The following is a 24,147-nucleotide window of genomic DNA, read 5'->3' on the forward strand; positions in this document are numbered from 1 at the left end:
ATGACGACCTGCTGATGCTCATGATGAATCTGGGTCCCGGCTTTCGCCGGGAAGAGCGGAGGCTGAGGGGGCTTGTTATGAGAAAGTTTCGAGTCTCGTGAACCACTTTGAGTACGGCCCGCAGGGCCTGGCCTGTGAGGGCGTTCCGCTGGCGCGCATCGCGGCCGAAGTCGGCACGCCGGTCTATGTCTATTCCCGCGCCACGCTGGAGCGGCACTTCACGGTGTTCCGCGACGCGCTGGAACTGGCCGGCGTCGTCGATCCGCTGATCGCCTATGCGGTCAAGGCCAACTCCAATGTCGCGGTCCTCAAGGTGCTGGGCGAGTTGGGGGCCGGGGCCGATACGGTCTCGGAGGGCGAGGTGCGCCGCGCGCTGGCCGCCGGCATCCCGGCCGAGCGCATCGTCTTTTCCGGCGTCGGCAAGGCCCGGCGCGAGATCGAGTTCGCGCTCAAGGCCGGCGTCGCCGAGATCAATGTCGAGTCCGAGCCCGAACTGAACCTGGTCGCCCAAGTCGCCGCCGAACTGGGCGTCCGCGCGAAAGTGGCCTTCCGGGTCAATCCGGATGTCGCGGCCGGCGGTCACGCCAAGATCGCCACCGGCAAGGCCGAAAACAAGTTCGGCGTCTCGTTCGCCGAGGCTGCGCGCCTCTATGCCAATGCCAGTAACAACGCCAATCTGGAGCCCATCGGGGTGGCCTGCCACATCGGCAGCCAGATCACCGACCTGACGCCGATGCGCGAGGCCTTCAGCAAGATGCGCGGCCTTGTCGAGCAACTGCTGGGCGAGGGCCTTTCGGTCGAGCGCCTCGACCTGGGCGGCGGCCTGGGCGTCCCCTATTTCAACATGCCCGAACCGCCCTCGCCCGCCGATTTTGCGGCGATGGTCGGCGAGGTCACGGCCGGCCTGCCCGTCAAGCTGGCCTTCGAGCCGGGCCGGGTGATCGCTGCCAATGCCGGGGTGCTGGTCTCCGAAGTCCTGCACGTCCACGAACGTCCCGAAGGCCGCAAGTTCCTGGTCATCGACGCAGCCATGAATGACCTGCTGCGCCCGGCCATGTACGACGCCTTCCACGACATCCGCCCCCTGACCAGGCGTGAGGGCGAGACGGTCTATGACGTGGTCGGCCCGATCTGCGAAACCGGCGACACCTTTACACGCGATAGGCCCATGCCGCCGCTGGCGGCAGGCGACCTGGTGGCCTTCATGTCGGCCGGCGCCTACGGCGCGGCCATGGCCAGCGAATACAACACCCGCCCGCTGGTGCCCGAGGTACTGGTCGACGGCGACCGGTTCGCGGTGATCCGGGCGCGGCCGAGTTATGATGAGATCATCGCGCGGGATCTGGTGCCGGGCTGGGTGTAGGTCAGCGGACTTGCCCCCACCTGACCTGCTGCGCAGGTCGTCCGCCCCCAGCAGGGGCGGACGAGATCATCTTCCCCCTCTGGGGGAGGAGGATGCGCAGCATCCGGAGGGGGCCAGTGCCGAGCCTGAACCCAGACACGGCTTTCCGACTTCACGCGGTTGACCCGCTGAAGGTTGGGGAGGCGGCGGAGCGTCCGGGCCAGGCCCGGAGGGAGTTGTAGAGGAGTACCGTTTCGGCCTGAGCCGGAGCGCTCCGCGCGATCGTTGTCCGATGAGCCCTCGGGGCGCGGGGTTTTAACCCGCTTCCGATCAGAGGCCCCAGGCGGGCGGAGGGGAAGCGACCCCTCCGGTCCGTCCGGGCGATTTCAGCCCGGACCTGGTGCGTTTCCGGCAAATCCGTCGCTCGGGGACTGATCCCTTCCCCGGCACAAGGCGCTCGCCTTCCCTGGAGGGACAGGCCTCACCTCGCAACCAGGCCCCGGGGCCCTTCGCGACGGCCGCCGGGACACTACCCGCTCGACCGCCCCCACCGCACGTCAGGTCGCCAGCTGAACGCCCTCCCCCGCGATGGGGCGAGGAGAAGTATGCGGGCGTTTTGGGGGGTGATGCGTCGATTTTGCATCGTGACGCTGGGTGGTGGGGTTAGGGCGTTGATTTCGTTGGGGTCAGGGGGCGGTTATGCCCGTGCGCGCACGGGGATTGGCGAGCACGGCCGGCTCACGGCATCCCCCGAAAACCAGCAGCCGGCCACCCGCTGCCTAAGGCTGCACCGACGTAGCTACGACCCGGATCTCATTGGGTGGCGGCGATGCCGTGGCGAATGCTGCGCCGGTGATCGCGAGGGCAACGACCACCCCGACCAAGAGCCCCAACCGCCGCGAGCGGTCATTTTCGGAATCGGGCTGAAGCATACTCATCTGAACTGCCTCTCGACTGAGCCACCACGCTACGTAGCGATTTGGCGTGATCGTAAGGTGGCGCTTTGTCGCGGGCTCAATCACGCGCCTCCCGCCGCCATCATCCTCAACTCACCGCCGTTTGTGCTGGGTCGAGCTATGGACGTGGTGTCTACTGGGCGGACTTTCCGAACTGCGGTTGTGGGTGGAAGTCGGACGCTAGTTCTGCTTCATCAGGCTGAAGTTCCTGAGGATCGGCTATTGCTCGCCGATTTGCCCTGGATCCGGGGGGCGTGATCGTTCAACGCATTCTTTGAAAAAATTTCTGGAGCCGCGATCCGTTTGCCGCCGTCGGTTCGTCCTTGGTCTGTCTGCATAAGGAGAGACCCCATGGCCGCATTGGTCGCCATCTACAAGACGCCTGCCGACGTCGAAGCCTTCGAGAAGCATTACTTCGGCACACACATACCGCTCGCCAAGACCATGCCAGGGTTCAGAAAATACGAGGTCAGCTCCGGACCGATTTCTACGCTGGCCGGACCAACGGATATCTATCTGATCGGGACCGTGCACTTCGACGACTTGGCGGCGATGCAAAGGGCGTTTGCCAGCCCAGAGGGGCAAGCAACCGCAGCAGATCGCCAACTCTATGCGCCCGCTCATACGGGTGTCCAAATCTTCGCTTTCGACACTCGGGAAGTCTGAGCTGATGACCGCCCCTAAAGCCACCTATGTCCTCGTCCACGGCGGATGGCACAACCGCTCGCACTGGCACAAGGTAACCCCGACCCTGGAGGCCGAAGGCCACAGGGTGCTGACGCTCGATCTTCCCGGCGCCGGGGCTAACACGATCGCGCCAAAGTCACTCAGCGCCCGCCCGTTCGACCTCGCCGCCTTTGCCGCGGAGCCTTCGCCTGTCGCTGGCGTCACGCAGGAGAAGCGGACCCAAGCGGTTGTCGCTCTGGTGAGAGAAGCAGCCTCGCTTGGCGACAAGGTCATCTTGGTCGGCCACTCGGCCGGCGGCATGACAATTTCGGCTGTCGCTGAGCAAGTTCCTGAGTTGCTAACTGCGGTCGTTTATCTCGCCGGCTTCCTGGTTCCGAAGGGCCAGTCGCTACTGATGATGCTCCCGCATGAAACCATGGCCTCCGCCCTGTCTCTTGGTCTGTTCGTCGGCGATCCCGCCGCGATCGGCGCCACCAGGATCAACCCGGGACCCTCGGATGACGCTTACCGCTCACTCCTGAAAGCGTCCTTCTACGCGGACGTGACCGAGGCCGATTTCGCCCAGGCGGCGTCCCAGTTGCATTGCGATGAACCGAGCGGCGGCGCCCTGGCTCCATCTGAAATAACGCCAGGCCGGTTCGGCTCCGTGGCGCGCCATTACATCCGCACGACGCAGGATTGTGCGGTGCCCCTGGCCGGTCAGGACTACATGATCTCAGTGGTGGACGAGACGATCGGCGGCGCGACGGTCACGCACACCATGGAAAGCAGCCATTCGCCTTTCCTGTCACAGCCGGCGGCTTTGTCGAAGATCCTTCTCGATATCGGAGGAGCGGGAGGTTGATCCATGAGCACTGACGACTTCGACGATCGGCTGAACGCGCTCCGGCCACGCCTGCACCGCTATTGCGCCCGCATGACGGGCTCGACCTTCGATGGCGAGGACGTCTTGCAGGATACCCTCGTCAAGGCGCTGGCCGCCCGGGCCGAGGGCGCCAACGTCGACAATCTCGAGGGCTGGCTGTTTCGCATCGCCCACAATACCAGCCTCGACCTCCTTCGCCGCCGCTCCCGCAACACGGTCGTTCCGTTGACAGAAGACGTCGGGGCGGCCCCGATGCCCGAAGCAGATATGGTCGCTGTCAGCTTTCAAACCTTCCTGCAGTTGCCTGAGCTTCAGCGCTGCGCCGTGATTCTAAAGGATGTGCTCGGTCATTCGGTCGATGAGGTGGCGAGCATCGCTGACTGCACACCGGCGGCCGCGAAGTCAGCCCTCCAACGCGGCCGCGCCGCGCTGCGTAGCCTCGCTCAAATGCCCGCCGATACCCGGCTGCCGCTCATGCCTGATGCGGCCCGACAAAAGATGGCCGCCTTTGTCGAACTGTTCCGCAGGGGCGATTTCGATGCGATCCGCGCCACGCTCGCCGACGACGTAAAGCTTGAGCTGGTCAATCGTTTGAAATGGGAAGGCCGCGACAAGATCGCCCCCTACTTCACGCGCTATGCGCAGGAGACGAAATGGCGGTTTGCTTTCGGTGCAGTTGAAGGCCGTCCGGCGATGCTGGTTTTCGACAGTAGCGCGATGCAGCAGCCCGCGCATTTCGTGCTGGTCGATTGGCGGAATGACGAAATCGAGGCGATCCACGACTTCTTGTTCGCCCCGTATGCGCTTGAATCGGTGGATTGGGCGAGACTGGATTCAATGGCCTGAATCCCGACAACGAGGGACGGCCCGGCGCATCTGACGGTCTGCAAGCGGACCCTTTCACCGTCATCTAAGGGTCGGGAACAGAAATCAGCCCACAGCCCGAAACCGGACCTTCGCGGCACCCCACCGCCTGATCAGCCTAACGCGACGGCTGACAACAGGCCGGCACCCGCGGCGCGTCTCGACGCCTCATGGCCGAAAGGCTGCGAAAACAGAGTCTTCCGGCCAGCGGTGAAACCTCTCACCCTGCCATCGCGGCCTTCGCCGGGACGGGCCCTGCCCTCTCTCAAAGAGAGAGGAAAGTCGCAAGCCTCAGTCCAGCGCGCCGATGTACGGCAGGCCTCGGCTCTTGCCCTCGTCATCCAGGCCATAGCCGACCAGATACCGCGCCGGGGCTTCCCAGGCGACGAAGTCGGGTTCCATGCCGCGCTGGGTGGGCCAGGGCTTGCGGGCGAAGACGGCGGTCAGGACTTCGCTGGCACCGGCGTCCTTCACCAGGCGCGAGGCTTCGCTGAGCGACAGGCCGGTGTCGAACACATCGTCCACCACCAGGGCGCGGCGGCCAACCAGCGGGCGCTGCAGGTCGGCGCGGACCTCGCAGCGGCCGGTGCTCTTGCGCTCGTCATGATACGAGGCCAGCCACAGGGCGTCGAAGCGGACATTGCGGCCCACCTTCCACAAGGCGCGGGTCAGGTCGGCGGAGAACCACAGGCCGCCGGTCAGCAGGCAGATCACGACGGTGTCGTCGTCGATGCGCGGGGCGATGGCCTGGGCCAGGGCCTGGACGCGCTGGGCGATGTCGGCTTCCGAAATCAGGACTTCGGGCTGGGTCTTGTCAGTCATGGTGCGCGGGTTCGTGAGAGTCGGAGGGAGGGGGAGCTTCTGCCGCTCCGGTCTCATGCCCGGGGGTCTCGTGTCCAGAGGTCTCGTGTCCGGCAGCTTCTGCGTGATCGGACGCGGGCTGGGTTCCGCGAAGGTCCAGCTGCGGCTCGGCGGCCGGCGTGTGCCCTGTCTTCAGCACGGCCTTCACGGCCTTGGCCGCGCCGGCTTCGGTGGCGAAGGCGATGACCACGTCGCGCGCGGTGCGGGGCGGATCGACGATGGTGATCGAGAAATGGCGCACCTCGCCGGGGGGAACCTTGGGATCGGCGGCGGCGGCGATGCGGCCGGCCACCCGCTTGTCCGTGGCGTTGCGCAGCTCCACGCGCAGCGGCGGGGCCACAACCTCGTGCTCGGTGATGTTGCGCATGACGCCCGAGATGGTCACGACCGCATGGCCACCCTCCATGGCGGGCTGGGCCTTGAGGCTGTCCTTGTCGATGACCAGGCCCACCGTATTGACCGGCAAGCCGACGCTGGCATAGGCGCCGGCGGTGGACGGCATCAGCTTAACCACGTCCATGCGGAAGATCAGGGCCGAGACGATCATCACCGCCATCACGGCGGCCATGCCGGCCCAGACCACGCCGGTGGCGGTGGCGGCTTTCAGGCGTCGCTCGGCATCGGCCCGGGCGCGGAACACCTTGGGCAGTTCCTCGCCCGGCAGGGCGCTGACCGGGGGTTCGGCCTCGCCCTCTACGGGCGGTTCGGCGTCAAGCGGCGCAGGAGACGGCGGCGGCGCAGTGAGAGACGAAGGCGGGTCGTCGAAGAGGTCGATGGCCTCTTCGTTACGGGCGGTCCAGCGGTGGCCGCACGACGCGCAACGCACGACGCGGCCCTCCGCCCCGACCTTGGAGTCATCGACGAAATAGCGGCTGGCGCAGTCCGGGCAGGTCAGTATCATGGCCGCGAATCTTACGCTCCCCACGTTAACAATGTGGGTCGCCGATTTTGTCCCTCATGTCCAGAAACCCCGGCGACACCTCCTTGCGGATCGACGCAGCACAGGGCGACGACGCCCTTCCCGTGGTTCGCTTCGAGGGCGTATCGATGCGCTATGGCCGCGCGCCGGAAACCCTTCTGGATGTTGGGTTTTCCCTGATGCCGGGGTCGTTCCACTTCCTGACCGGCGCCTCGGGGGCGGGCAAGAGTTCGCTCCTTAAGCTGATCTATCTGGCCCACCGTGCGTCACGGGGTCGCGTGGAGCTGTTCGGCCGCGACATCAGCCTGTTGCCGACCGGCGACCTGCCGTTTCTGCGCCGCCGGATCGGGGTGGTGTTCCAGGAATTCCGGCTGCTGGAGCACCTGTCGGTGTTCGACAACGCCGCCCTGCCCCTGCGCATCCAGCAGCGCAAGCCGGCGACCTATCGCGAAGACGTGGCCGAACTGCTGAACTGGGTGGGCCTGGGGCATCGGATGCACGCCCTGCCCGCCACCCTGTCGGGCGGCGAAAAGCAGCGCCTGGCCATCGCCCGCGCCGTGGTTGACCGGCCCGACATCCTGCTGGCCGACGAGCCGACGGGCAATGTCGATCCGGCCATGTCGCTGCGCCTGCTGCGGCTGTTCGTCGAGCTCAACAAGCTGGGCACCACGGTGCTGATCGCCACCCATGACGAGGACCTGGTGGCCCGCGCCGGTCGACCGACCCTGCACCTGGAGCACGGGCGACTGCTGGGACCGGAGGACCAGCCATGAGCGACACCTTCCGCGTGGATCGCTGGAAACCCGGCCCGCTGCTGCCGCCCACCGACGCTCGCGACGGCTCGCTGGTCTTCGTGGTGGCGGTGCTGTGCTTCCTGGCCTGCCTGACCGCCCTGGCCGCCTTGGCCGCCAACCGCGCCGCCAACGGCTGGACCGGCCAGCTGACCGGCTCGGCCACGGTGGTGGTGCGGGCCGGACCCAAAGAGACGCCCGATTCCGCCGCCGCCCGCGCCGCCGAGGCCCTGTCCGGGGTCAAGGGCGTGACCGAGGCCCGCGCCCTGCCCCGCGAAAAGGCCGAGGCTCTGCTTGAACCCTGGATCGGCAAGGACGCCCTGGTCGAGGACCTGCCCACCCCGCGCCTGGTCACCCTGGACCTCGACCCCAAGGCCCCCGCCAGGGCCGACGCCCTGACCAAGGCGCTGAAGGCCGCCAATATCGACGCCGTGGTCGATGACCACAGCCGCTGGATCGCCGATATCGAGCGGGGCGCGAGCCTGGCCCGCTGGGCGGCGCTGGGGGTGTTCTCGCTGATCGCGGCGGCCACGGCGGCGGTGATCGCCTTCGCCACCCGTGCCGGTTTGGCGGCGCGGGCCGACGTGATCGAGGTGCTGCACCTGTCGGGCTCGGAAGCCGGCTTCATCGCAAGCCTGTTCCAGGGCCGGTTCGCGGCCATGGCGGCCCTGGCCGGCGCGCTGGGCGGGCTGGGCGCGGTCGGGGTCGGCGCGGCGGCGCGCCTTGTCAGCGGCGGAGCGGGCCTGGCGCCGGTTCTGCCCCTGGCCTGGATCGACCTGCTGGCACCCCTGCCCTGCCCGCTGATCGCGGCCCTGATTGCGGCGATCACCGCCCGCCTGGCCGCCGTCCGCATTCTGAGAGCCATGCCATGAAGAGCCTGGCCGCCCTGCTGATCGCCGCCATGGTCTGGGCCGTGGGCCTGCTGGCCTTCTGGGGCCGGATCGAGCAATCCACTCCGGCGGCAGAGCCGCCGGTCGCCGACGGCGTGGTGGTGCTGACCGGCGCCTCCAACATCCGGCTGGAAGCGGCGACCCGGCTGCTGGAAGCCGGCAAGGGCAAGCGGCTGCTGATCTCGGGCGTCAATCGCGAGGCCACGCGCGACGACGTGCTCAACGTCACCAAGGCGGTCAAGCCGATCTATGACTGCTGCGTCGACCTGGGTTTCACCGCCGCCAACACCGTGGGCAACGCGGTCGAAACCGCCGAATGGGCCAGGGCCAAGGGCTATGACAGCCTAATTGTCGTCACAGCCGACTATCATATGCCCCGCTCGATGCTGGAGCTTCGCGCGGCCATGCCGACGACCAAACTCCATGCCTATCCGGTGGTCACCGAGGGCCTGGACGCCCATCGCTGGTGGAAGAAGGGTTCAAGCGCCCGGCGGATGATCGTGGAATACTGCAAGTACCTGGCGATCCTGGGCCGTGAGGCGTTCCTGAAGCTGGGCCCGAAAGAAGAAGCCGGTTCGCCGGCGAGGAAAGCGTCTTGATCTATCTGCGTTCAACCCTGTTCCAGCTGTATTTCTGGATCTGGTCGATCTTCACCTCGGTCTGGATGGTGCTGGTTCTGCCCCTGCCGCGCCGCCTGAACACCGTCGCCCTGTCGCTGTGGTCGCACGGGCTGATCTTCGGCCTGCGCTGGATCGCCGGCATCAAGATCGAGGTTCGCGGCCGCGAGAACCTGCCGACCGGCCCCGCCCTAGTCGCCGCCAAGCACCAGTCGATGTTCGACGTCTTCAGCCAGTTTGGCCTGCTGCCCGACGCCTGTTTCGTGATGAAGAAGGAACTGCTGAACGTGCCGCTGTTCGGCTGGCACGGCCTGAAGGCCGGCATGATCGTGGTGGACCGCGCCGGCCACTCGACCGCCCTGAAAAAGCTGGTCCGCGACACGCTGGACCGCATGAAGGAAGTGCGCCAGGTGGTGATCTTCCCCGAAGGCACGCGCGGCGACGTCGGCGTTCCGGGCGACTACAAGCCCGGCATCGCGGCGCTCTATCGCGAGCTGGACATGCCGGTCACGCCCCTGGCCCTCAACTGCGGCGTCCACTGGCCCAAGGGCTGGCTGCGCCCGCCCGGCACCATCGTCTTCCACTACCTGCCCCCCATCCCCGCCGGCCTGAAGCGCGGCGAGTTCATGCGCGAGTTGCAGACGCGGATCGACACCGCGACCAAGGCGCTGGAGGATGAGGGGATTTAGCTGATTTCCCTCTCTCATAGAGTGTTTGGACCGGGGACATCCGTGACAGGTGTTCGGAGACATCCGTGACACATTTTCCGATCTCAGAGGGAGGTCGGGATGCCGTTCACGGGGGTGTCTGCGATGGATCGCAAACGGGAGTTTGTACGGCTGGCCTTGGTTGAAGGCTGTAACAGGCGGGAGCTTTGCCGGCGGTTCGGGGTCAGCGCGACGCTGGGCTACCGGCTCCTGGCGCGCTATCGGGAGCAAGGCGATGCGGGCCTTGAGGCGCGATCTCGCCGACCGCGGACCTCGCCCCGGCGCACGGAGACGGCGGTTGAGGATGCGACGCTTCAGGTCCGTGCGGAGCATCCGGCCTGGGGTGGCCGCAAGATCGCGGCGGTGCTGCGGCGTGAGGGGCTTGAGGCTCCGGCCCCCTCGACGGTGACCCAGATCCTGCGCCGGGGTGGTGTGGCGCTGGGCGGTGAAGGCGGCGGCGCTCAGCCTTTCATCCGCTTCGAGCATCCCCAGCCCAACGACCTGTGGCAGATGGACTTCAAGGGCCATGTGGCCCTGGGCTCAGGGCGACTGCATCCCCTGACGGTGCTGGACGACCACTCGAGGTTCGCCGTGGTCTTGGCCGCCTGCGCCAACCAGAAGACCCAGACCGTCAAGGATCAACTGATCCAGGCCTTTACCCGCTATGGTCTGCCCTGGCGCATCGCCACCGACAACGGCTCGCCCTGGGGCAACGGCCCCGGCGATCCCTACACCCCGCTGGGCGTGTGGCTGATCGAGCTGGGCGTGCGCATCAGCCACTCCCGGCCCTATCATCCCCAGACCTTGGGCAAGGACGAGCGCTTCCATCGCACCCTAAAGGCCGAGGCCCTGAGCGCCCCCTTCGAGACCCTCGACCATGCGGCCCGCGCGCTCGATCACTGGCGTGACATCTACAATCTGGTCCGGCCTCACCAGGCCCTGGACATGGCGGTTCCCGTCGATCGCTACCGACACAGTCCAAGGCCCTACCAGCCCGTCATCCCGCCCTTCGAGTACGGACCCGACGACCAGGTTCGCCGGGTCCAGCAAGGGGGCCATCTCAGTTTTGCCAACCGTCCGCTCAAGGTCCCAAAAGCCTTCGCTGGAAAAGCTGTCGCCCTGCGAGCCACCCAGACCGATGGCGTCTTCGACGTCTTCTTCCAGACCCAACGTCTCAAAACCATCGACCTGAGGACCGCAAAATAGCATCCTCAACCTGTCACGGATGTCTCCGAACACCTGTCACGGATGTCCCCGGTCCAAACATAGAGAGAGAGGGGGGGGGCCGCCGCGAAGCGGTGGGAGGGTGAGAGGTTTCAGACTAGCAGGATGAAGCGCTGGCGGCGTTCGGCACTCAGCGGACCTTCAGCGGTCCCGGCGGAAGGGTCGAAAGATACTCCCCGATAGCCGCGACTGTAGCTTCCGCTCTGCTCCGCATCGTCTCGTTTGGCGTCAGCCCGATGGGGCCGGTTTCGGTGTCTTCCAGATAGGCCACAACCTCCGATGCGGGCTCGCCTTTCCGCAATTTGCCTACCACTTGCAGAAGATCGCTGTCGTACTCTTCCGCGCAGGCTCCGCCCTCTTGCCAATCGCCATCGCTGATTTCCCTCAGCCCAATTGGGTCCCACAGAGACCAGCCAATCTCGCGCAGCCGAGACAGCTTAACTTTAGAGGGCTCATTCATCTGCGGATGCTGCCATCCAGCTCCGACGTCCGCAATTCAGCATTGCGTCGAATGTCCTGTTTCGGGCGCGCGCCCAATTCCTGCACCCGACCCGTTGGCGACGTTCGCAAGGTCGGCTAGCGTTGCATTACCATGCTTACCCACATTGTATTTTTGGCGATGGCCGCCATTAGCTTCGCGGGAGCCATGTATGCATGTCTTCGTGCAAATGCCGCCGTCTACGAGATTGTTAGAGTGATCAATCAACAAAGTCGAGTTGAGGATCAGGAGTCTATCTACGTTTGGCATCCTTCCAAATGGAAGCGCGTGACAACGAGATATAAGGCGCTATTTCCCGGGGCGGAATTGCTCAAGAAGTATTGGTGGTTTACGGGCTTAAGCGCGGCTGGGATGCTTGGGGTTTTGCTTTTTTTGATAGCCGCTGGAGGCCGCGAGCCCACACCCTAAAGTCCAACTTCCACCCTAGTCAGACCTTCGCAAAGACCGCTTTCTAGGCGACCCTCGAACGTTCCGCTTTGCAGGCTTCCACCTCGCCCCAAAATCTTGTCATCCCGGCCGTAGCGCAGCGAAGAGCCGGGACCCAGGGGCAACCGCACCGCACTGGCTCCAGGCGCTTTTGAGCCTTTGACCGAGATGACAGCGGAATAGACACGCCTCATGATTGCAGAATGCCCCGTGAGTACATCGTCTACATCCTCACCAGCCAGCGGAATGGAACCCTGTATGTTGGGGTGACCGGTGACCTGTCGGGTCGGATCTGGCAACATCGTGAAGGTTCACCCAGCGGGTTCACCCAGAAATATGGCGTCACCCGACTGGTCTATTACGAGAGCTTCCAGGATATCGGCGACGCCATCCGACGTGAAAAAGCCCTCAAACGTTGGCGACGAGCCTGGAAAATTCAGCTGATCGAGGCGGAGAACCCGCAGTGGCTGGACCTTTACGAGACTCTGAACTGCTGAAAGGCCATCTGACAATTGGGCCATGACGTTTGATGCAATTGGCGAGGGAAGCCGTGGCGGGCACAAAGCGGTTGCCCCTGGGTCCCGGCTCTTCGCTACGCTACGGCCGGGATGACAAGGGTTTTGGGATTGGCGAGGAATGTCTTGTTCTTGCCGTGCTCGCGCCTCCTAACAACCCTCTCCGCCCGATCAGCAGCACCAACCGAGCTTTTCCGGCCAAAGGTGAAACCTCTCACCCTCCCACCGCCTGCGGCGGCGGGCCCCTCCCTCTCTCTCAGAGAGAGGGAAACCTAAGCCGACGCCTCCCGCGCCTGCACCAGCTTGAGCAGCGCCTCCATGGCGTGGTCGCGCACGCCGTCCTCGCGCAGGTGTCCGACGAGGTCACTGAGGTAGTCGATGTTGCGGCCTGACAGCCCGCTGGCCCCGGCGATCAGCTCGGCCTGGGCTTCCAGGCTGAGCGCGCCCGCCCACTGGCTGTGCTTCATGTCCGACAGGAAGACGAGCGAGGAGACCTTGCCGGACTCGCCGTCGATCTTCAGATCGCTCCAGGCCTCGAAATAGGTCTCGGTCGGCTGTTCGCGTTCGCGCAGATAGGCATAGACGCCCTCCCACTCGGCGGCCGCCACGCGATAGGCCGCGCCGCGTACCGAGCCGCCAGGCGCGAGGCCCAGAACCAGGCCCGGACGCTCATAGGTGCCCCGGTGATGCACCGAATAGATGCAGAAGGCCCGACGACGGCCGTGGAGAACCGCGCGTCTTCGCTCTACAAACGCAAAGCCGGGACGCCACATCAGCGATCCGTATCCGAACACCCAGCGATCACCGCTATCAACGCTCATTACCCATCCCGACCGGACTCGCCCGCTTCATGACCCATACCGACGCCGCACCGTCCCGCAAAGTCCGTCGGCGCGGACTTTGGACGCCTTTCGTCATCGCGCTGATCTTTGCGACGGCCTGGTGCATCGGCTGGTTCTGGCTGCGCGGCCAGGCCGAGCAGAAGATGGACGCCGCCGCCGCTTCGCTGAAGGCCAAGGGCTATGACCTGTCGTGGAGCGCCCGCACCTTTTCGGGCTTCCCGTTCCGTCTGGACGTGACCCTGACCGACGCCCGCGTCGCCGAGCCCTCGGGCTGGGCCCTGCGCCTGCCGGAACTGAACGGTGAGGCAATGATCTATGGTCTCGACCACTGGGTGGTGATCGCGCCGCGCGGGGCGCTGCTGACCCGGCCACAAGCCGGCGACGTCGCCATCACCGGCCAGGCCCTGCGCGCCAGCCTGGCGGGCTTTGACCAGCACCTGCCGCGCATCTCGGTCGAGGGTGCGGGCCTGGTGTTCACCACCGCATCCGACGCCCAGCCGTTCCCGCTGCGCACGGCCACGACCATGCAGATGCACCTTCGCCCCGGCCCCAACGATCAGGGCGCGATCCTGTTCAAGGCGCAGGGCGCCAAGGCCAACTTCACCGGCCTGCTGGGCCGTATCGCGCAAGCCAATACCGCCGACATGGTGCTGGACGCTCGCCTGACCCGCGTCTCGGCCCTGCGCGGCGACAACTGGGCCGACGCGGTGCGTGACTGGAGCGCGGCCGGCGGCGCGATCACCATGCAGAACGCCAAACTGACCGCCGGCGAGGCCGAGGGCACGGCCAAGACGGGCGCCCTGACCGTCGATGCCAATGGCCGCCTGCAAGGCGTGCTGGAGGTGGCCCTGAAGGAGCGCCTGGACCCCAAGGCGAAGATCCGCACGCCCGAGCAGGCCCTGGCGGCCGCAGCGCAGGCCCTGGGCCGCGAGCCGGTCATCGAGGCCAGTCTGACCTTCGAGAACGGCCGCACCCGTCTGGGCAGCATCGACACCGGCCCTTCACCGCGCGTCTACTAGGCGAAGGCCGCGCAAGTTTCTTCCCATGAACGCCGCCTATTGCGCCCACGGCGGCAAGGACTATGGTCCGGCCTCCAAATTTGGGGATAAACATGGGTAGCGACGCGGCGGATGCGCCTCCGTCTCTGGACGAGGTCCGATGGCGACTGGACGCCATAGACGGTGAACTTCTGAAACTGCTCGACGAGCGGGCCGCCCTGGCCAGTTCCGTCGCGGCGGCCAAGCAGGCGGCGGGCGACACGGGCTTTGGCCTGCGTCCGGCGCGCGAGGCGATGATCGTCCGCAAGCTGCTGGCCACCCCGCGCAAGGCCGCCACCGACGCCCTGGTGATCCGCATCTGGCGCGAGGTGATGAGCGACAACCTGGCCCGCCAGGGTCCCTATCACCTGTCGGTCTGGGGCGGGAAGGACACGGCCCGCGCCGTCGAGCTGACCCGCCTGCGCTTTGGCGCAGCGCCCCGCATGCAACTGCTGGCCGACGCCAAGGACGCGCTGGCCGCCGCAAAGACGCCGTGGGGCGTGGGCGTCCTGGCCCTGACCCCGGACAACGCCTGGTGGGGCCGCCTGCTGGCCGAGCCCAGGCTGAAGGTCTTTGCCGCCCTGCCCTGCCTGAACCGCTGGGGCCCGCAGGCCGCCCTGGCCGTCGCCGAGGTCGAGGTCGAGCCCACCGGGGCCGACCAGACCTTCTGGGTGACCGACAGCGCCAAGAGCCCCGCCGCCATCGTCGAGGCCCTGAGCCTGGACGGGGTCGCTGCCGAGCTGGTGGCCGAAGCCGGCGGGCTGAAGCTGCTGTCGCTGTCGGGCTTCTTCATGCCGGGCGACGAGCGCCTGGCCCGCGCGCCGGGCAAGCTGACCGGCGTCATCGGGGCCGCGCCGACACCGTTCGACGTCTAAAGGCGCGCGGTGTAAGACGACCCCAAGTTCGACCTGAGTAAGCCGATGACCGCTCCGACCTCCGACCGCTTCGCCGCGCCGCGCCCCACGCCCAAGCCGGGCATCATGGACATCCACGCCTATGTCGGCGGCAAGTCGAAGATCGAAGGCGTCGCCCATCCGGTGAAACTGTCGAGCAACGAGAACGTCCTGGGCTGCAGCGAAGCGGCCAAAGAGGCCTATCGCAACGCGGTGGATCGCCTGCACATCTATCCCGACGGCAAGTCCAACGGCCTGCGCGCCGCCGTGGCCGAGCACTATGGCCTGGAGCCCGAGCGCCTGACGTTCGGCGACGGCAGCGACGAGATCTTCGCCCTGCTGTGCCAGGTCTATCTGGAGCCCGGCGACAATATCGTCCAGGGCGAGCACGGCTTTGCCGCCTATGCCATCGGAGCCCGCGCCTGCCAGGGCGAAGTGCGGATGGCGCGCGAGCCCAACCAGCGCATCGACGCCGACGAAGTCGTCAAGCAAATCGACGAGCGCACGCGGCTGGTGTTCATCGCCAACCCCGCCAACCCGACCGGCACCTGGCTGACCGGCGAAGAGATCCGCGCCCTGCACGCCGCCATCCCGCCGTCAGTGGTGCTGGTGCTGGACGGGGCCTATGCCGAATTCGCCACCGATCCGCGCTTCGAGGACGGCCTTGATCTGGCCCGCACGGCCCAGAACGTCATCGTCACCCGCACCTTTTCCAAGATCCACGGCCTGGCCGCCCTGCGGGTCGGCTGGGGTTATGGCCCCTCGCACATCATCGAACCCATCGAGCGCATCCGTCCGCCGTTCAACACCTCGATCCCCGGCCAGGAAGCCGCCGTCGCGGCCCTGGCGGATGTCGAGTTCCAGGCCCGTTCCGTGGCTCTGGTCGAGCAGTGGCGGCCGTTCCTGACCCAGCAGCTGGGCGGACTGGGGCTGGAGGTGACGCCGTCTGCAGCCAATTTCGTACTGGTCAATTTCCCCAATGTGCCCGGCAAGACCGCGCCGGAGGCCGAGGCCTTTCTGGCGTCGAAAGGCTATCTGGTCCGCGCCGTCGGCAACTATGGTCTGCCGGATGCGATCCGCATCACCATCGGGTTCGAAGAGCATAACCGCGCCGTGGTGGATCTGCTGACGCAGTTTGTGGGGCTGTGATGACCCTTTCATTGTCCGCTCTCCCCGGCGAAAGCCGGGGTCCAGATCGAACCCACAAACGCCCCGTTGGTGAGCGCCGCCGCATGGCGCGTCATCCCCAGTCGCTCTGGCTGAATCTGGGCCCCGGCCTTCGCCGGGGAGAGCGGGTTGAAGAGCTGGTCGAGGGTCGTATCCATGCCTAACCCCGGTATTCTCTATCCCAAGATGACCGTGATCGGCTGCGGGCTGATCGGCGGTTCGGTGATCCGCGCGGCCCGCGCCCAGGGCGTGGTCGGCGAGATCACCGTGGCCGACGCCAGTGAGGCGCACCGGGCCCGCGTGGTCGAGCTTGGCATCGCCGACCACGTGACCGGCGACATCGCGCAGGCTGTGAAGGACGCCGACCTGGTGGTCATCGCCACCCCCGTGCTGTCTGTCCCCGAACTGGCCTCGCTGGTGATCCCGGCCATGAAGCCCGGTGCCACACTGACCGATGTCGGCTCGACCAAGGCCAATGTCGCCGAGGCCTTCCGCGCCCAGGATATCTCGAAGATCTTCGCCATCCCCGGCCACCCCATCGCCGGCACCGAGCAATCGGGTCCCGATGCGGGCTTTGCCGAGCTGTTCGAGAACCGCTGGACGATCCTGACCCCGTTCGAGAGCGACGACGAGCATTACGCCGCCGCCGTCGCCAGGCTGTCGGCCTTCTGGCGCGCCTTCGGGGCCCAGGTCGAACTGATGGACGAGAAGCACCATGACCTGGTGCTGGCCGTCGTGTCGCACCTGCCCCACCTGATCGCCTACACCATCGTCGGCAGCGCGGCCGATCTGGAGAACGTCACCGAGAGCGAGGTGATCAAGTTCTCGGCCTCGGGCTTCCGCGACTTCACCCGCATCGCCGCCAGCGATCCGACCATGTGGCGCGACATTTTCGTGGCCAACAAGGACGCGGTGCTGGAGATGCTGGGCCGCTTCACCGAGGACCTGCAGGCCATGAGCCGCGCCATCCGCTGGGGCGACGCCGACACCCTGCACAGCCACTTCACCCGCACCCGCGCCATCCGCCGGGGCATCGTCGCCGCCGGCCAGGAAAGCGCCGAGCCGAACTTCGGCCGTGATCGCGGGAAGCATTGAAAGTCTCCGGGCCGCGCCTCCTAATCGGCACCGCCATTGTCGGAGTGGTGCTTGTTGGGAGTTTGATCGCCGGCGCCGCGACGGGGGTCATCCGGGTTGGAGTCTCTGTCGCGCCGCCAAGGTACGAGTCGGTCGCCGGCGCCGCGCGGTATCTCGCCTTTCATCAGAGCCTCGATCTGGCTTCGGATGGTTCGCTGAAATTGAATGGGCGAGCCACGACTCTGGCCACCTTGGAAACCGATCTTCAACGGGCCTTCGAAAGGGCTGGCGCGCCCGCCGAGCGATCCAGCCAACCCGTGATCATCTGGGCTACCTCTGACACCCACCAGGGCCATCTGGATATCTTGAGGGCCAAACTCGCCGAGTCTGGATGGACCGACGTCGAACTGTCGATGATGGCGAAGCTCAAGTGAACGGATACGCCTGGCTAGCCATCGCCATCGTCGCCGAAGTGATCGGAACTTCCGCCCTAAAAGCGGCGGAAGGCTTCACGCGGCCCCTGCCGTCGCTGATCACGGCGGTCGGCTATGGCGTGGCCTTCTACGCCCTGTCGCACACCCTCAAGACCCTGCCAGTCGGCATCGCCTATGCCATCTGGTCAGGGGTCGGGATTGTGCTGGTCACCGGCATCGCCTGGGTGATGTATCGCCAGCGTCTGGACGCCGCCGCCCTGCTGGGGATCGCCCTGATCCTGGCCGGCGTGCTGGTGATCAACCTGTTCTCAAAGAGCCACTAAGCCAGATCCTCCCCTCTTGGGGGAGGTGGCCCGAAGGGCCGGAGGGGGCGGCGCGGCATGCGCCCAGATGACCCCCTCCGGCCCTCCGGGACAGCTCCCCCATAGGGGGAGCATCTGCCAAAGCGGGCAACAGCGGTGTGGCCAACGCAGCACACCCCACAACTTCCACGTCATCGCCTCTGGCGCGCGCTGGAAGAACGCTGTAATCGCCCGCCTCCCGAAGGACTGAGAACCATGGCGCACAAAGCCCCAACCTATTCGCCCGCCTGCAATCTGCTCGACCGTCAGGTCGAATGGATGAGCGCGCGCGCGTGGGAGGGGGTTACGGTCTAGGGTTCGATCCGAACTCGGGAAGTCCGAAAAAGCCCCTCCTGGCCTTGAGCCGGAGGGGTTTTTCGTTTGTGCGGAAATCTTGCCGGTCTCGTCGCCAGGAGGGGGAGCAAGAGGAGAGAAGCCCATGAGCGGCTTCACACATATCGAAAGCGACGGCGCGCCCATCAAGGCGTGGACACAAGGCGTGCCCCTCGAGGACGCCGCCCTCAAGCAGCTGCGCAATGTCGCCAGCCTGCCGTTCATCCACAAGCACGTCGCGGTCATGCCCGACGTGCACTGGGGCATGGGCGCGACCGTGGGCTCGGTGATCCCGACCCTCGGCGCAATCATCCCGGCGGCCGTGGGCGTCGACATCGGCTGCGGCATGATGGCGGTCCGCACCTCGATCCGCGCCGAGCACCTGCCCGACAACCTGTTCGGCATCCGCTCCGACATCGAGGCGGCGGTCCCACACGGCCGGACCGACAATGGCGGGCGCAACGACAAGGGCGCCTGGCAGGTCGATCCCCCGACGGTGGCGACCGACAAGTGGGCGGGCCTGAAGGCCGGCTATGACGACGTTGTGGCCCGGCACCCGAAAGCCGGTCACCAGCGCGGTCTGGGCCACCTTGGCACGCTGGGCACCGGCAACCACTTCATCGAGCTGTGCCTCGACGAGGCGGGTGACGTCTGGGTGATGCTGCACTCCGGTTCGCGGGGCGTGGGCAACCGGTTCGGGACCTACTTCATCGAGCGGGCCAAGCACGAGATGCGCCGCTGGTTCATCAACCTGCCCGATGAGGACCTCGCCTACTTTGCCGAAGGCAGCGAGGGCTTCATCGACTATGTGCGGGCCGTGTCCTGGGCGCAGAAGTACGCCCGGGCCAACCGTGAAGTGATGATGGACCAGGTGCTGGAGGTGCTGAAGCGTACCTTCCCCGACCTTGTGACCACGCAGCATGCGGTGAACTGCCACCACAACTACGTGTCGCGGGAAAAGCACTTCGGCAAGGACGTCTACCTGACCCGCAAGGGCGCGGTGTCGGCCAAGGACGGGGAGCTGGGGATCGTCCCGGGCTCGATGGGCGCCAAGTCGTTCATCGTGCGCGGCCGGGGCAACCCGGATTCGTTCTGCACGTGCTCACACGGAGCCGGACGGGCGATGAGCCGTAACGAAGCCAAGCGCCGTTTCACGACGGCAGACCACATCGCCGCCACGGCCGGCGTGGAATGCCGCAAGGACGAGGGCGTGATCGACGAAACGCCGATGGCCTACAAGGACATCGACGCCGTCATGGCCGCCCAGAGCGACCTGGTGGATATCGTCCACACGCTGCGCCAGGTGGTGTGCGTCAAGGGCTAGCGGACGCCGTCCGGTCGTATCGACCGGGCGGCGTTTCGCGTTCCGCGCGCACGCTACAACCGGCTTTCGCCGTGTCCGAATCCTGCGAAACATTGGCGCCGAAGACGGGAGACCCGTATGCTGAGATACATCGACTCGATCCGCGAGCTTCTGCTCCTCTATGTCATCGTGCTGCTGGCCTCGGCCGGCGGCTACGCCCTGCTCGAGCACAAGCCCTTCCTCGACTCGCTCTGGTGGGCCTGCATCACGGCCACGACGGTCGGCTATGGCGACGCCTATCCGACCACCTTCGGCGGCAGGCTGATCGCCGTGTTTCTGATCCACCTGATGCTGCTGTTTATCCTGCCCCTGCTGATCGGCCGGATCTGCTCGCAATTCATCAAGGACCAGAACGCCTTCACCCATGACGAGCAGGAAAGTCTGAAAGCCTCCCTGCGGCGACTTGAGGCGCGATTGGACAAACTGGGCCAGATGGACACCGAAAAAGACCAGTGACAACGTTGTCAGTTATACGCTAGCCTCCAGGCTGGACGGTGCGCGCTACGACGTGCCGCGATGGTTGGAAACGCACATGATCCAGTCCCGCCTGCCGCTGTTGGCGCTTGTCCTGACATTGGCCCTTAGCGGTGCAGCTGCGGCTGAAGCGCCGCCAAGCGCCATTCGCCTGAACCAGTTGGGTGTCGAGACTTCTGGTCCCAAGCGCGCCGTACTGGCCGATCCGTCGGCCACGCCCCAGGCCTGGACCCTTCGCGACGCCAAGGGCGCAGTTGTGGCCAGCGGCCAGACCCGGGTGTTCGGCGACGACGCGGCCTCGGGCGAGCATGTCCACCAGATCGATTTCACAAGTTTCATGGGCCAGGGCGAGGGCTATCGCCTGGTCGTCGGTCAGGCTGAAAGCCATCCCTTCAGCATCGGCGGGCGTCGCTATGGCGCGCTGAAAGCCGACGCCCTGGGCTTCTTCTACCAGAACCGTGCGGGCGTCCCGATCGAGACCCGCTTCGTCCAGCGCCCGGACCTGGCGCGCCCGGCGGGCCATGTCTCCGACAAGGCCACCTGTTTCAACAAGGCCGACCAGCGCGGCCAGGTCTGGGCGGGCTGCGACTACAGCCTGGACCCGCGCCACGGCTGGTACGACGCCGGCGACCACGGCAAGTATGTGGTCAATGGCGGCATCTCGGTCTGGACCCTGCTGAACGCTCACGAGCGCGCCGCCGTGCTGGGCAAGGCCGCAACCTTGGCCGCCTTCGCCGACGGCAAGGGCAAGATCCCCGAGAACGCCAACGGCGTCTCTGACCTGCTGGACGAGGCGCGCTGGGAGATCGAGTTCCTGCTGGCCATGCAGGTTCCGCAGGGCAAGACCCTGGACCTGCCCGTAGGCCCGCAGAAGGTCGGCCCGCAAGGACGCCTCGTTCTGACGCCGCTCGACGCCTCGGGCATGGCCCACCAGAGACTGGCCGACGAGCGCTGGACCGCCCTGCCCACCGCCCCGGCCGAAGACCGCGAAACCCGCTATCTCTATCACCCCACCACCGCCGCCACCCTGAACCTGGCCGCCACGGCCGCCCAGGCGGCGCGGATCTGGAAGACGATTGATCCCGTCTTCTCCGCCCGCAGCCTGGAGGTCGCCCGCAGCGCCTTCGCCGCCGCCCGGCGCAACCCCGAGGTCTATGCCCTGGGCGCCTTCACCGGCAGCGGCGGCTATGGCGACGGCAATCTGGAGGACGAATTCTACTGGGCCGCCGCGGAACTCTACGCCACCACGGGCGCGCCCGAATACGAGACCGCCTTACGCGCCTCGCCCCTGTTCCTTGCCGGCCCATCGACGGGCGGTGCCAAGCCGACCGGCGACATCAGCTGGGGTTCGGTGGGGGCGCTGGGAACCATAACCCTTGCCCTAGCGCCCAACGGCCTGAAGTCCGCCGAAATCGCCGCCGCCCGCACCCATCTGGTCGCCAGCGCCGACCGCTACCTGGCGGACGGCGCGACCCAGGGCTATGGCCTGCCCTATGCGGCACCGGGCTATCCGTGGGGATCAAACTCGTCGATCCTGAACCGCGCGATGGTTCTGGGACTGGCCGCTGACTTCACCGCCAAGGCCGCCTATCGCGACGGCGCGGTCGATGCGATGGACTATGTGCTGGGCCGCAATCCGCTGGATCGCTCATACGTCACGGGTCACGGCGCGCGGCCGATGCTCAACCCTCACCATCGGTTCTGGGCCAAACAGGCCGACGCCCGATATCCCGCACCGCCCCCCGGCGTGCTGTCTGGCGGCCCCAACTCGACCAACTTGGGCGACCCCATCGCCGCCGAGATGAAGGGCAAGTGCCGGCCCCAGACCTGCTGGACCGACGACTATCGCGCCTTCACCCAGAACGAGGTCGCCATCAACTGGAATGCGCCGCTGTTCTGGGTCGCAACCTGGCTGGATGAGCCTTAAGCGGCCACCACTGAGGGCCTGAGACGCGCTACGGCGGCCTCGAGTTGCGGCATCTGCTCAGGCGTCGGGCGGAACTTGACGTGGGTCAGACCCGCATCAAGCCCCAGGACATCGGCAAGCAGAGCGTCTGAAACACCGCTGAGCCTGAAGCTGACCGAGCCTCCCCCCTGGCCCAGCCCCTCGACGAGAGCCCCGCCCTCCGAAAGATTTCGGATGATAGCGCGCACCGATCCGCTGACCGTTTTGACATCAACAGACATGTTGGCCGGGAACCGGGGCAGACGGCGGCGCTCCACCTCGTCGGTGGAGGTTCGGACGACCCGCACCAGGGTCTTGCTCAGGGCCGCGATATCGGCACCGACCGCCTGCGAAAGCTCATCAACCTCGCGGGAGATCGAACCGGCAGACCGGGCCTCACGCGAGACATCTCGGATCTGGGCGACCATGCGTTCAGCCATCAGGCTGGTCTCTGCCAGGCTACGGCTGATGGCCATGGTGGCACCGGCCTGTTGCTGAACCGCGCCGGCGATGGCGACGGAAGCTTCGTCCATGATCACGATACGGCCATTGATGCCGCTGACGGCCTGGACGGTTTCATCAGCCGAACGCTGAACGCCGCCGATCAGGCCGCGAATGTCGGAGGTTGCCGCCGCAGTCTGTTGCGCGAGGTTACGAACCTCACCGGCCACGACCGCGAAGCCAAGACCGGACTCGCCGGCCCGCGCCGCCTCGACGCTGGCATTGAGCGCCAGGAGATTGGTCTGGCGTGCGATGTCGGAAATCAGGTCCGTCACGCGACTGATCTGGTCTACCGCATTGGTCAGTCGTCCAATGGCACCATCGGCCTCCCCGGCCGCGCCGGCGACCTCGCTGGCGGCCAGTCGCGCCTGGTCGACCTGACGCGTTATGTTCTGAATGGCCACATCGAGCTGACCCGCTGTGGCGGCAACGGACTGAGTCTGGGCCAGGGCTTCCTGGGCGGAGTCAGCAACCGCATTGCTGCGGTCCTGCACGTCCGTCGACAGGCGCGCCATGGCGTTGGCCTTTTCCGCCACAGCCGCCGTGGTCTCGGCGACGCTCTGGACGGCGCCCCGGGTCTCACGCTCGACCCGCTCGGCCATGGACTGAAGCGCCGCTGACCGCCGGTTGTCGCTGGCCTTGCGATCAGTCGCCACCTGCGCCTCAGCGGTTTCCCGCTCGCGCAGAAGAGTCACGGTTTCACGCCCCTGGTCACGGAAGGCGACCAGCGCCCGGGCCATGGCCCCCAGTTCATCTGTCCGATCCCCCCGACGTATGTCGACGGTCAGATCGCCTTCCGCAAGCCGGCTCATGGTGGCGGTCATGTCCGCCAGCGGATCAACCACCTCTGAGACCACGCGGGCCGCGCCCCGCCGGACCGCCAGAACAGCGCCGACCAAGCCGCCCGTCATCAGAACAATGACAACCAGAAGGCCAAAAAATGCAGTGCGCTCGCTTCGGGCACCCATGGCGGTGGCGTCCGTCACCAGCTTGTCGATGGCGAGGCGATGCTGGGCGTAGTCTGCGCTCAGCGCCTCGTAGCTGGCCAGGGCGGTCGCCTGATCGCCGCGCGAGAGCGCCGGAAGATAGTTTTTTTCGATCTCAGCCCAGAAGGTCGAAGCCGGATCGTTTACGGGCCCCAGGATCTGCGCCTTCAGATCGCCATCCAGGTCAGACTGAGACCATACGGTCTGACGCTCGTCGTACTGGGCTTTCAGAACTTTCAGGCGCTCAGCCCGCGCCTGAATCTGCTGTGGCGGCTCGTGCAGGGCCAGGGTCGCTTCGAGATAGGCCTCAAGCACATATTCCGGCGGCGGCAGGATATCGGCGACCAGATCCTTGCCCATGGCAATCTGATGATACAGCGGGCCATTGACCCGCAGCAGGGCCAAGGACGCGATCGAGACAGCTGCAAGGGCGATGATGACGATCAGGACCGTCCTGCGAAAGCCGTCGACCGCGCCCCTGAAGCCTCCGCCCGCCCCGATGCTCATGCAATCCTCCGCTGTGCGGAGAAATTAAGACACGCCAGCGCTGACCAGAGTTTTAACGTTACCAGCAACCGCTGCGGCAAATCGACA

The 24,147-nt window shown here is 66.3% G+C and carries 24 protein-coding genes; 19 read left to right on the forward strand and 5 right to left on the reverse strand.

From position 1 onward, the window contains the following. Positions 1–97 precede the first annotated feature (97 nt). The 4 genes from lysA to ACW179_RS18005 all read left to right on the forward strand — a co-directional run bounded on the left by lysA (position 98) and on the right by ACW179_RS18005 (position 4,696). Positions 98–1,363, forward strand: a complete 1,266-nt coding sequence (gene lysA, locus ACW179_RS17990; RefSeq protein ID WP_492060822.1) for a diaminopimelate decarboxylase — start codon at positions 98–100, stop codon at positions 1,361–1,363. 1,286 nt (positions 1,364–2,649) lie between these two features. Beyond that, complete coding sequence (locus tag ACW179_RS17995; RefSeq protein ID WP_492060823.1) at positions 2,650–2,964, forward strand: EthD family reductase; 315 nt, start codon at positions 2,650–2,652, stop codon at positions 2,962–2,964. A gap of 4 nt (positions 2,965–2,968) precedes the next feature. Next, the gene (locus tag ACW179_RS18000) at positions 2,969–3,829 is read left to right on the forward strand and encodes an alpha/beta fold hydrolase (protein ID WP_492060824.1); all 861 of its coding nucleotides are present in this window, start codon (positions 2,969–2,971) and stop codon (positions 3,827–3,829) included. Positions 3,830–3,832: 3 nt separating this feature from the next. Next, positions 3,833–4,696, forward strand: a complete 864-nt coding sequence (locus ACW179_RS18005; RefSeq protein WP_492060825.1) for a sigma-70 family RNA polymerase sigma factor — start codon at positions 3,833–3,835, stop codon at positions 4,694–4,696. A gap of 309 nt (positions 4,697–5,005) precedes the next feature. Here the strand turns inward: ACW179_RS18005 and ACW179_RS18010 are convergent, their stop codons facing one another. Together ACW179_RS18010 and ACW179_RS18015 are read right to left on the reverse strand one after the other, a co-directional pair. After that, entirely contained in the window at positions 5,006–5,593 is a 588-nt protein-coding gene (locus tag ACW179_RS18010; protein WP_492060826.1) for a phosphoribosyltransferase, read from the reverse strand. Continuing rightward, positions 5,529–6,476, reverse strand: coding sequence for an MJ0042-type zinc finger domain-containing protein (locus tag ACW179_RS18015; protein ID WP_492060827.1), 948 nt, complete (start codon positions 6,474–6,476; stop codon positions 5,529–5,531). Before ACW179_RS18015 ends, ACW179_RS18010 begins: the two co-directional genes overlap by 65 nt. An 83-nt stretch (positions 6,477–6,559) precedes the next feature. Between ACW179_RS18015 and ftsE the strand changes: the two genes are divergently transcribed. The 6 genes from ftsE (at position 6,560) to ACW179_RS18045 (ending at position 12,145) form a co-directional block, all read left to right on the forward strand. Then, positions 6,560–7,267, forward strand: a complete 708-nt coding sequence (gene ftsE / locus ACW179_RS18020) for a cell division ATP-binding protein FtsE (RefSeq protein WP_492064348.1) — start codon at positions 6,560–6,562, stop codon at positions 7,265–7,267. Continuing rightward, positions 7,264–8,157 carry a cell division protein FtsX gene (locus tag ACW179_RS18025; protein WP_492060828.1) on the forward strand — a complete coding sequence of 298 codons (894 nt, stop codon included), beginning with the start codon at positions 7,264–7,266 and terminating at the stop codon, positions 8,155–8,157. Before ftsE ends, ACW179_RS18025 begins: the two co-directional genes overlap by 4 nt. Beyond that, positions 8,154–8,774 (forward strand): YdcF family protein, encoded by a 621-nt coding sequence (locus ACW179_RS18030; RefSeq protein WP_492060829.1) that lies wholly within the window; start codon positions 8,154–8,156, stop codon positions 8,772–8,774. The genes ACW179_RS18025 and ACW179_RS18030 overlap by 4 nt, the downstream gene beginning before the upstream one ends. After that, a complete protein-coding gene (locus tag ACW179_RS18035) occupies positions 8,771–9,481 on the forward strand; it encodes a lysophospholipid acyltransferase family protein (protein ID WP_492060830.1) in 711 nt (236 codons plus the stop codon). The genes ACW179_RS18030 and ACW179_RS18035 overlap by 4 nt, the downstream gene beginning before the upstream one ends. A gap of 99 nt (positions 9,482–9,580) precedes the next feature. Further along, positions 9,581–10,705: an IS481 family transposase gene (locus tag ACW179_RS18040; protein WP_492060831.1), complete on the forward strand. Its 1,125-nt coding sequence runs from the start codon at positions 9,581–9,583 to the stop codon at positions 10,703–10,705. A gap of 1,146 nt (positions 10,706–11,851) precedes the next feature. Further along, entirely contained in the window at positions 11,852–12,145 is a 294-nt protein-coding gene (locus ACW179_RS18045; RefSeq protein WP_492060832.1) for a GIY-YIG nuclease family protein, read from the forward strand. 290 nt (positions 12,146–12,435) lie between these two features. On the opposite strand, the gene ACW179_RS18050 is transcribed toward ACW179_RS18045, so the two are convergent. Then, positions 12,436–12,984 carry a gamma-glutamylcyclotransferase gene (locus ACW179_RS18050; RefSeq protein WP_492060833.1) on the reverse strand — a complete coding sequence of 183 codons (549 nt, stop codon included), beginning with the start codon at positions 12,982–12,984 and terminating at the stop codon, positions 12,436–12,438. Positions 12,985–13,013: 29 nt separating this feature from the next. On the opposite strand from ACW179_RS18050, the gene ACW179_RS18055 reads away from it, so the two are divergent. The 3 genes from ACW179_RS18055 (at position 13,014) to hisC (ending at position 16,084) form a co-directional block, all read left to right on the forward strand. Beyond that, the gene (locus ACW179_RS18055) at positions 13,014–14,024 is read left to right on the forward strand and encodes a DUF2125 domain-containing protein (protein WP_492060834.1); all 1,011 of its coding nucleotides are present in this window, start codon (positions 13,014–13,016) and stop codon (positions 14,022–14,024) included. Positions 14,025–14,116: 92 nt separating this feature from the next. Then, positions 14,117–14,917, forward strand: a complete 801-nt coding sequence (locus ACW179_RS18060; protein WP_492060835.1) for a chorismate mutase — start codon at positions 14,117–14,119, stop codon at positions 14,915–14,917. A 45-nt stretch (positions 14,918–14,962) separates the two neighbouring features. Beyond that, complete coding sequence (gene hisC, locus ACW179_RS18065) at positions 14,963–16,084, forward strand: histidinol-phosphate transaminase (RefSeq protein ID WP_492060836.1); 1,122 nt, start codon at positions 14,963–14,965, stop codon at positions 16,082–16,084. Between the two features lie 8 nt (positions 16,085–16,092). Here hisC and ACW179_RS18070 read toward each other — a convergent pair whose 3' ends face one another. Then, on the reverse strand, positions 16,093–16,260 hold the full coding sequence (locus ACW179_RS18070; RefSeq protein WP_492060837.1) for a hypothetical protein: 168 nt from the start codon (positions 16,258–16,260) through the stop codon (positions 16,093–16,095). On the opposite strand from ACW179_RS18070, the gene ACW179_RS18075 reads away from it, so the two are divergent. The 6 genes from ACW179_RS18075 (at position 16,259) to ACW179_RS18100 (ending at position 22,048) form a co-directional block, all read left to right on the forward strand. Next, positions 16,259–17,197, forward strand: a complete 939-nt coding sequence (locus ACW179_RS18075) for a prephenate/arogenate dehydrogenase family protein (RefSeq protein WP_492060838.1) — start codon at positions 16,259–16,261, stop codon at positions 17,195–17,197. The two genes, ACW179_RS18070 and ACW179_RS18075, sit on opposite strands and share 2 nt — an antisense overlap. A gap of 62 nt (positions 17,198–17,259) precedes the next feature. Further along, entirely contained in the window at positions 17,260–17,610 is a 351-nt protein-coding gene (locus tag ACW179_RS18080; RefSeq protein ID WP_492060839.1) for a hypothetical protein, read from the forward strand. Then, positions 17,607–17,933 (forward strand): DMT family transporter, encoded by a 327-nt coding sequence (locus ACW179_RS18085; protein ID WP_492060840.1) that lies wholly within the window; start codon positions 17,607–17,609, stop codon positions 17,931–17,933. Before ACW179_RS18080 ends, ACW179_RS18085 begins: the two co-directional genes overlap by 4 nt. A gap of 457 nt (positions 17,934–18,390) precedes the next feature. Continuing rightward, positions 18,391–19,608, forward strand: coding sequence for an RtcB family protein (locus ACW179_RS18090; protein WP_492060841.1), 1,218 nt, complete (start codon positions 18,391–18,393; stop codon positions 19,606–19,608). Positions 19,609–19,725: 117 nt separating this feature from the next. Then, positions 19,726–20,103 (forward strand): potassium channel family protein, encoded by a 378-nt coding sequence (locus ACW179_RS18095; RefSeq protein ID WP_492060842.1) that lies wholly within the window; start codon positions 19,726–19,728, stop codon positions 20,101–20,103. Positions 20,104–20,179: 76 nt separating this feature from the next. Then, positions 20,180–22,048: a glycoside hydrolase family 9 protein gene (locus ACW179_RS18100; RefSeq protein ID WP_492060843.1), complete on the forward strand. Its 1,869-nt coding sequence runs from the start codon at positions 20,180–20,182 to the stop codon at positions 22,046–22,048. Here the strand turns inward: ACW179_RS18100 and ACW179_RS18105 are convergent. Then, entirely contained in the window at positions 22,045–24,060 is a 2,016-nt protein-coding gene (locus ACW179_RS18105; protein ID WP_492060844.1) for a methyl-accepting chemotaxis protein, read from the reverse strand. The two genes, ACW179_RS18100 and ACW179_RS18105, sit on opposite strands and share 4 nt — an antisense overlap. Positions 24,061–24,147: the final 87 nt, after the last annotated feature.

It is taken from the genome of Caulobacter sp. AVps18 (assembly GCF_058681425.1).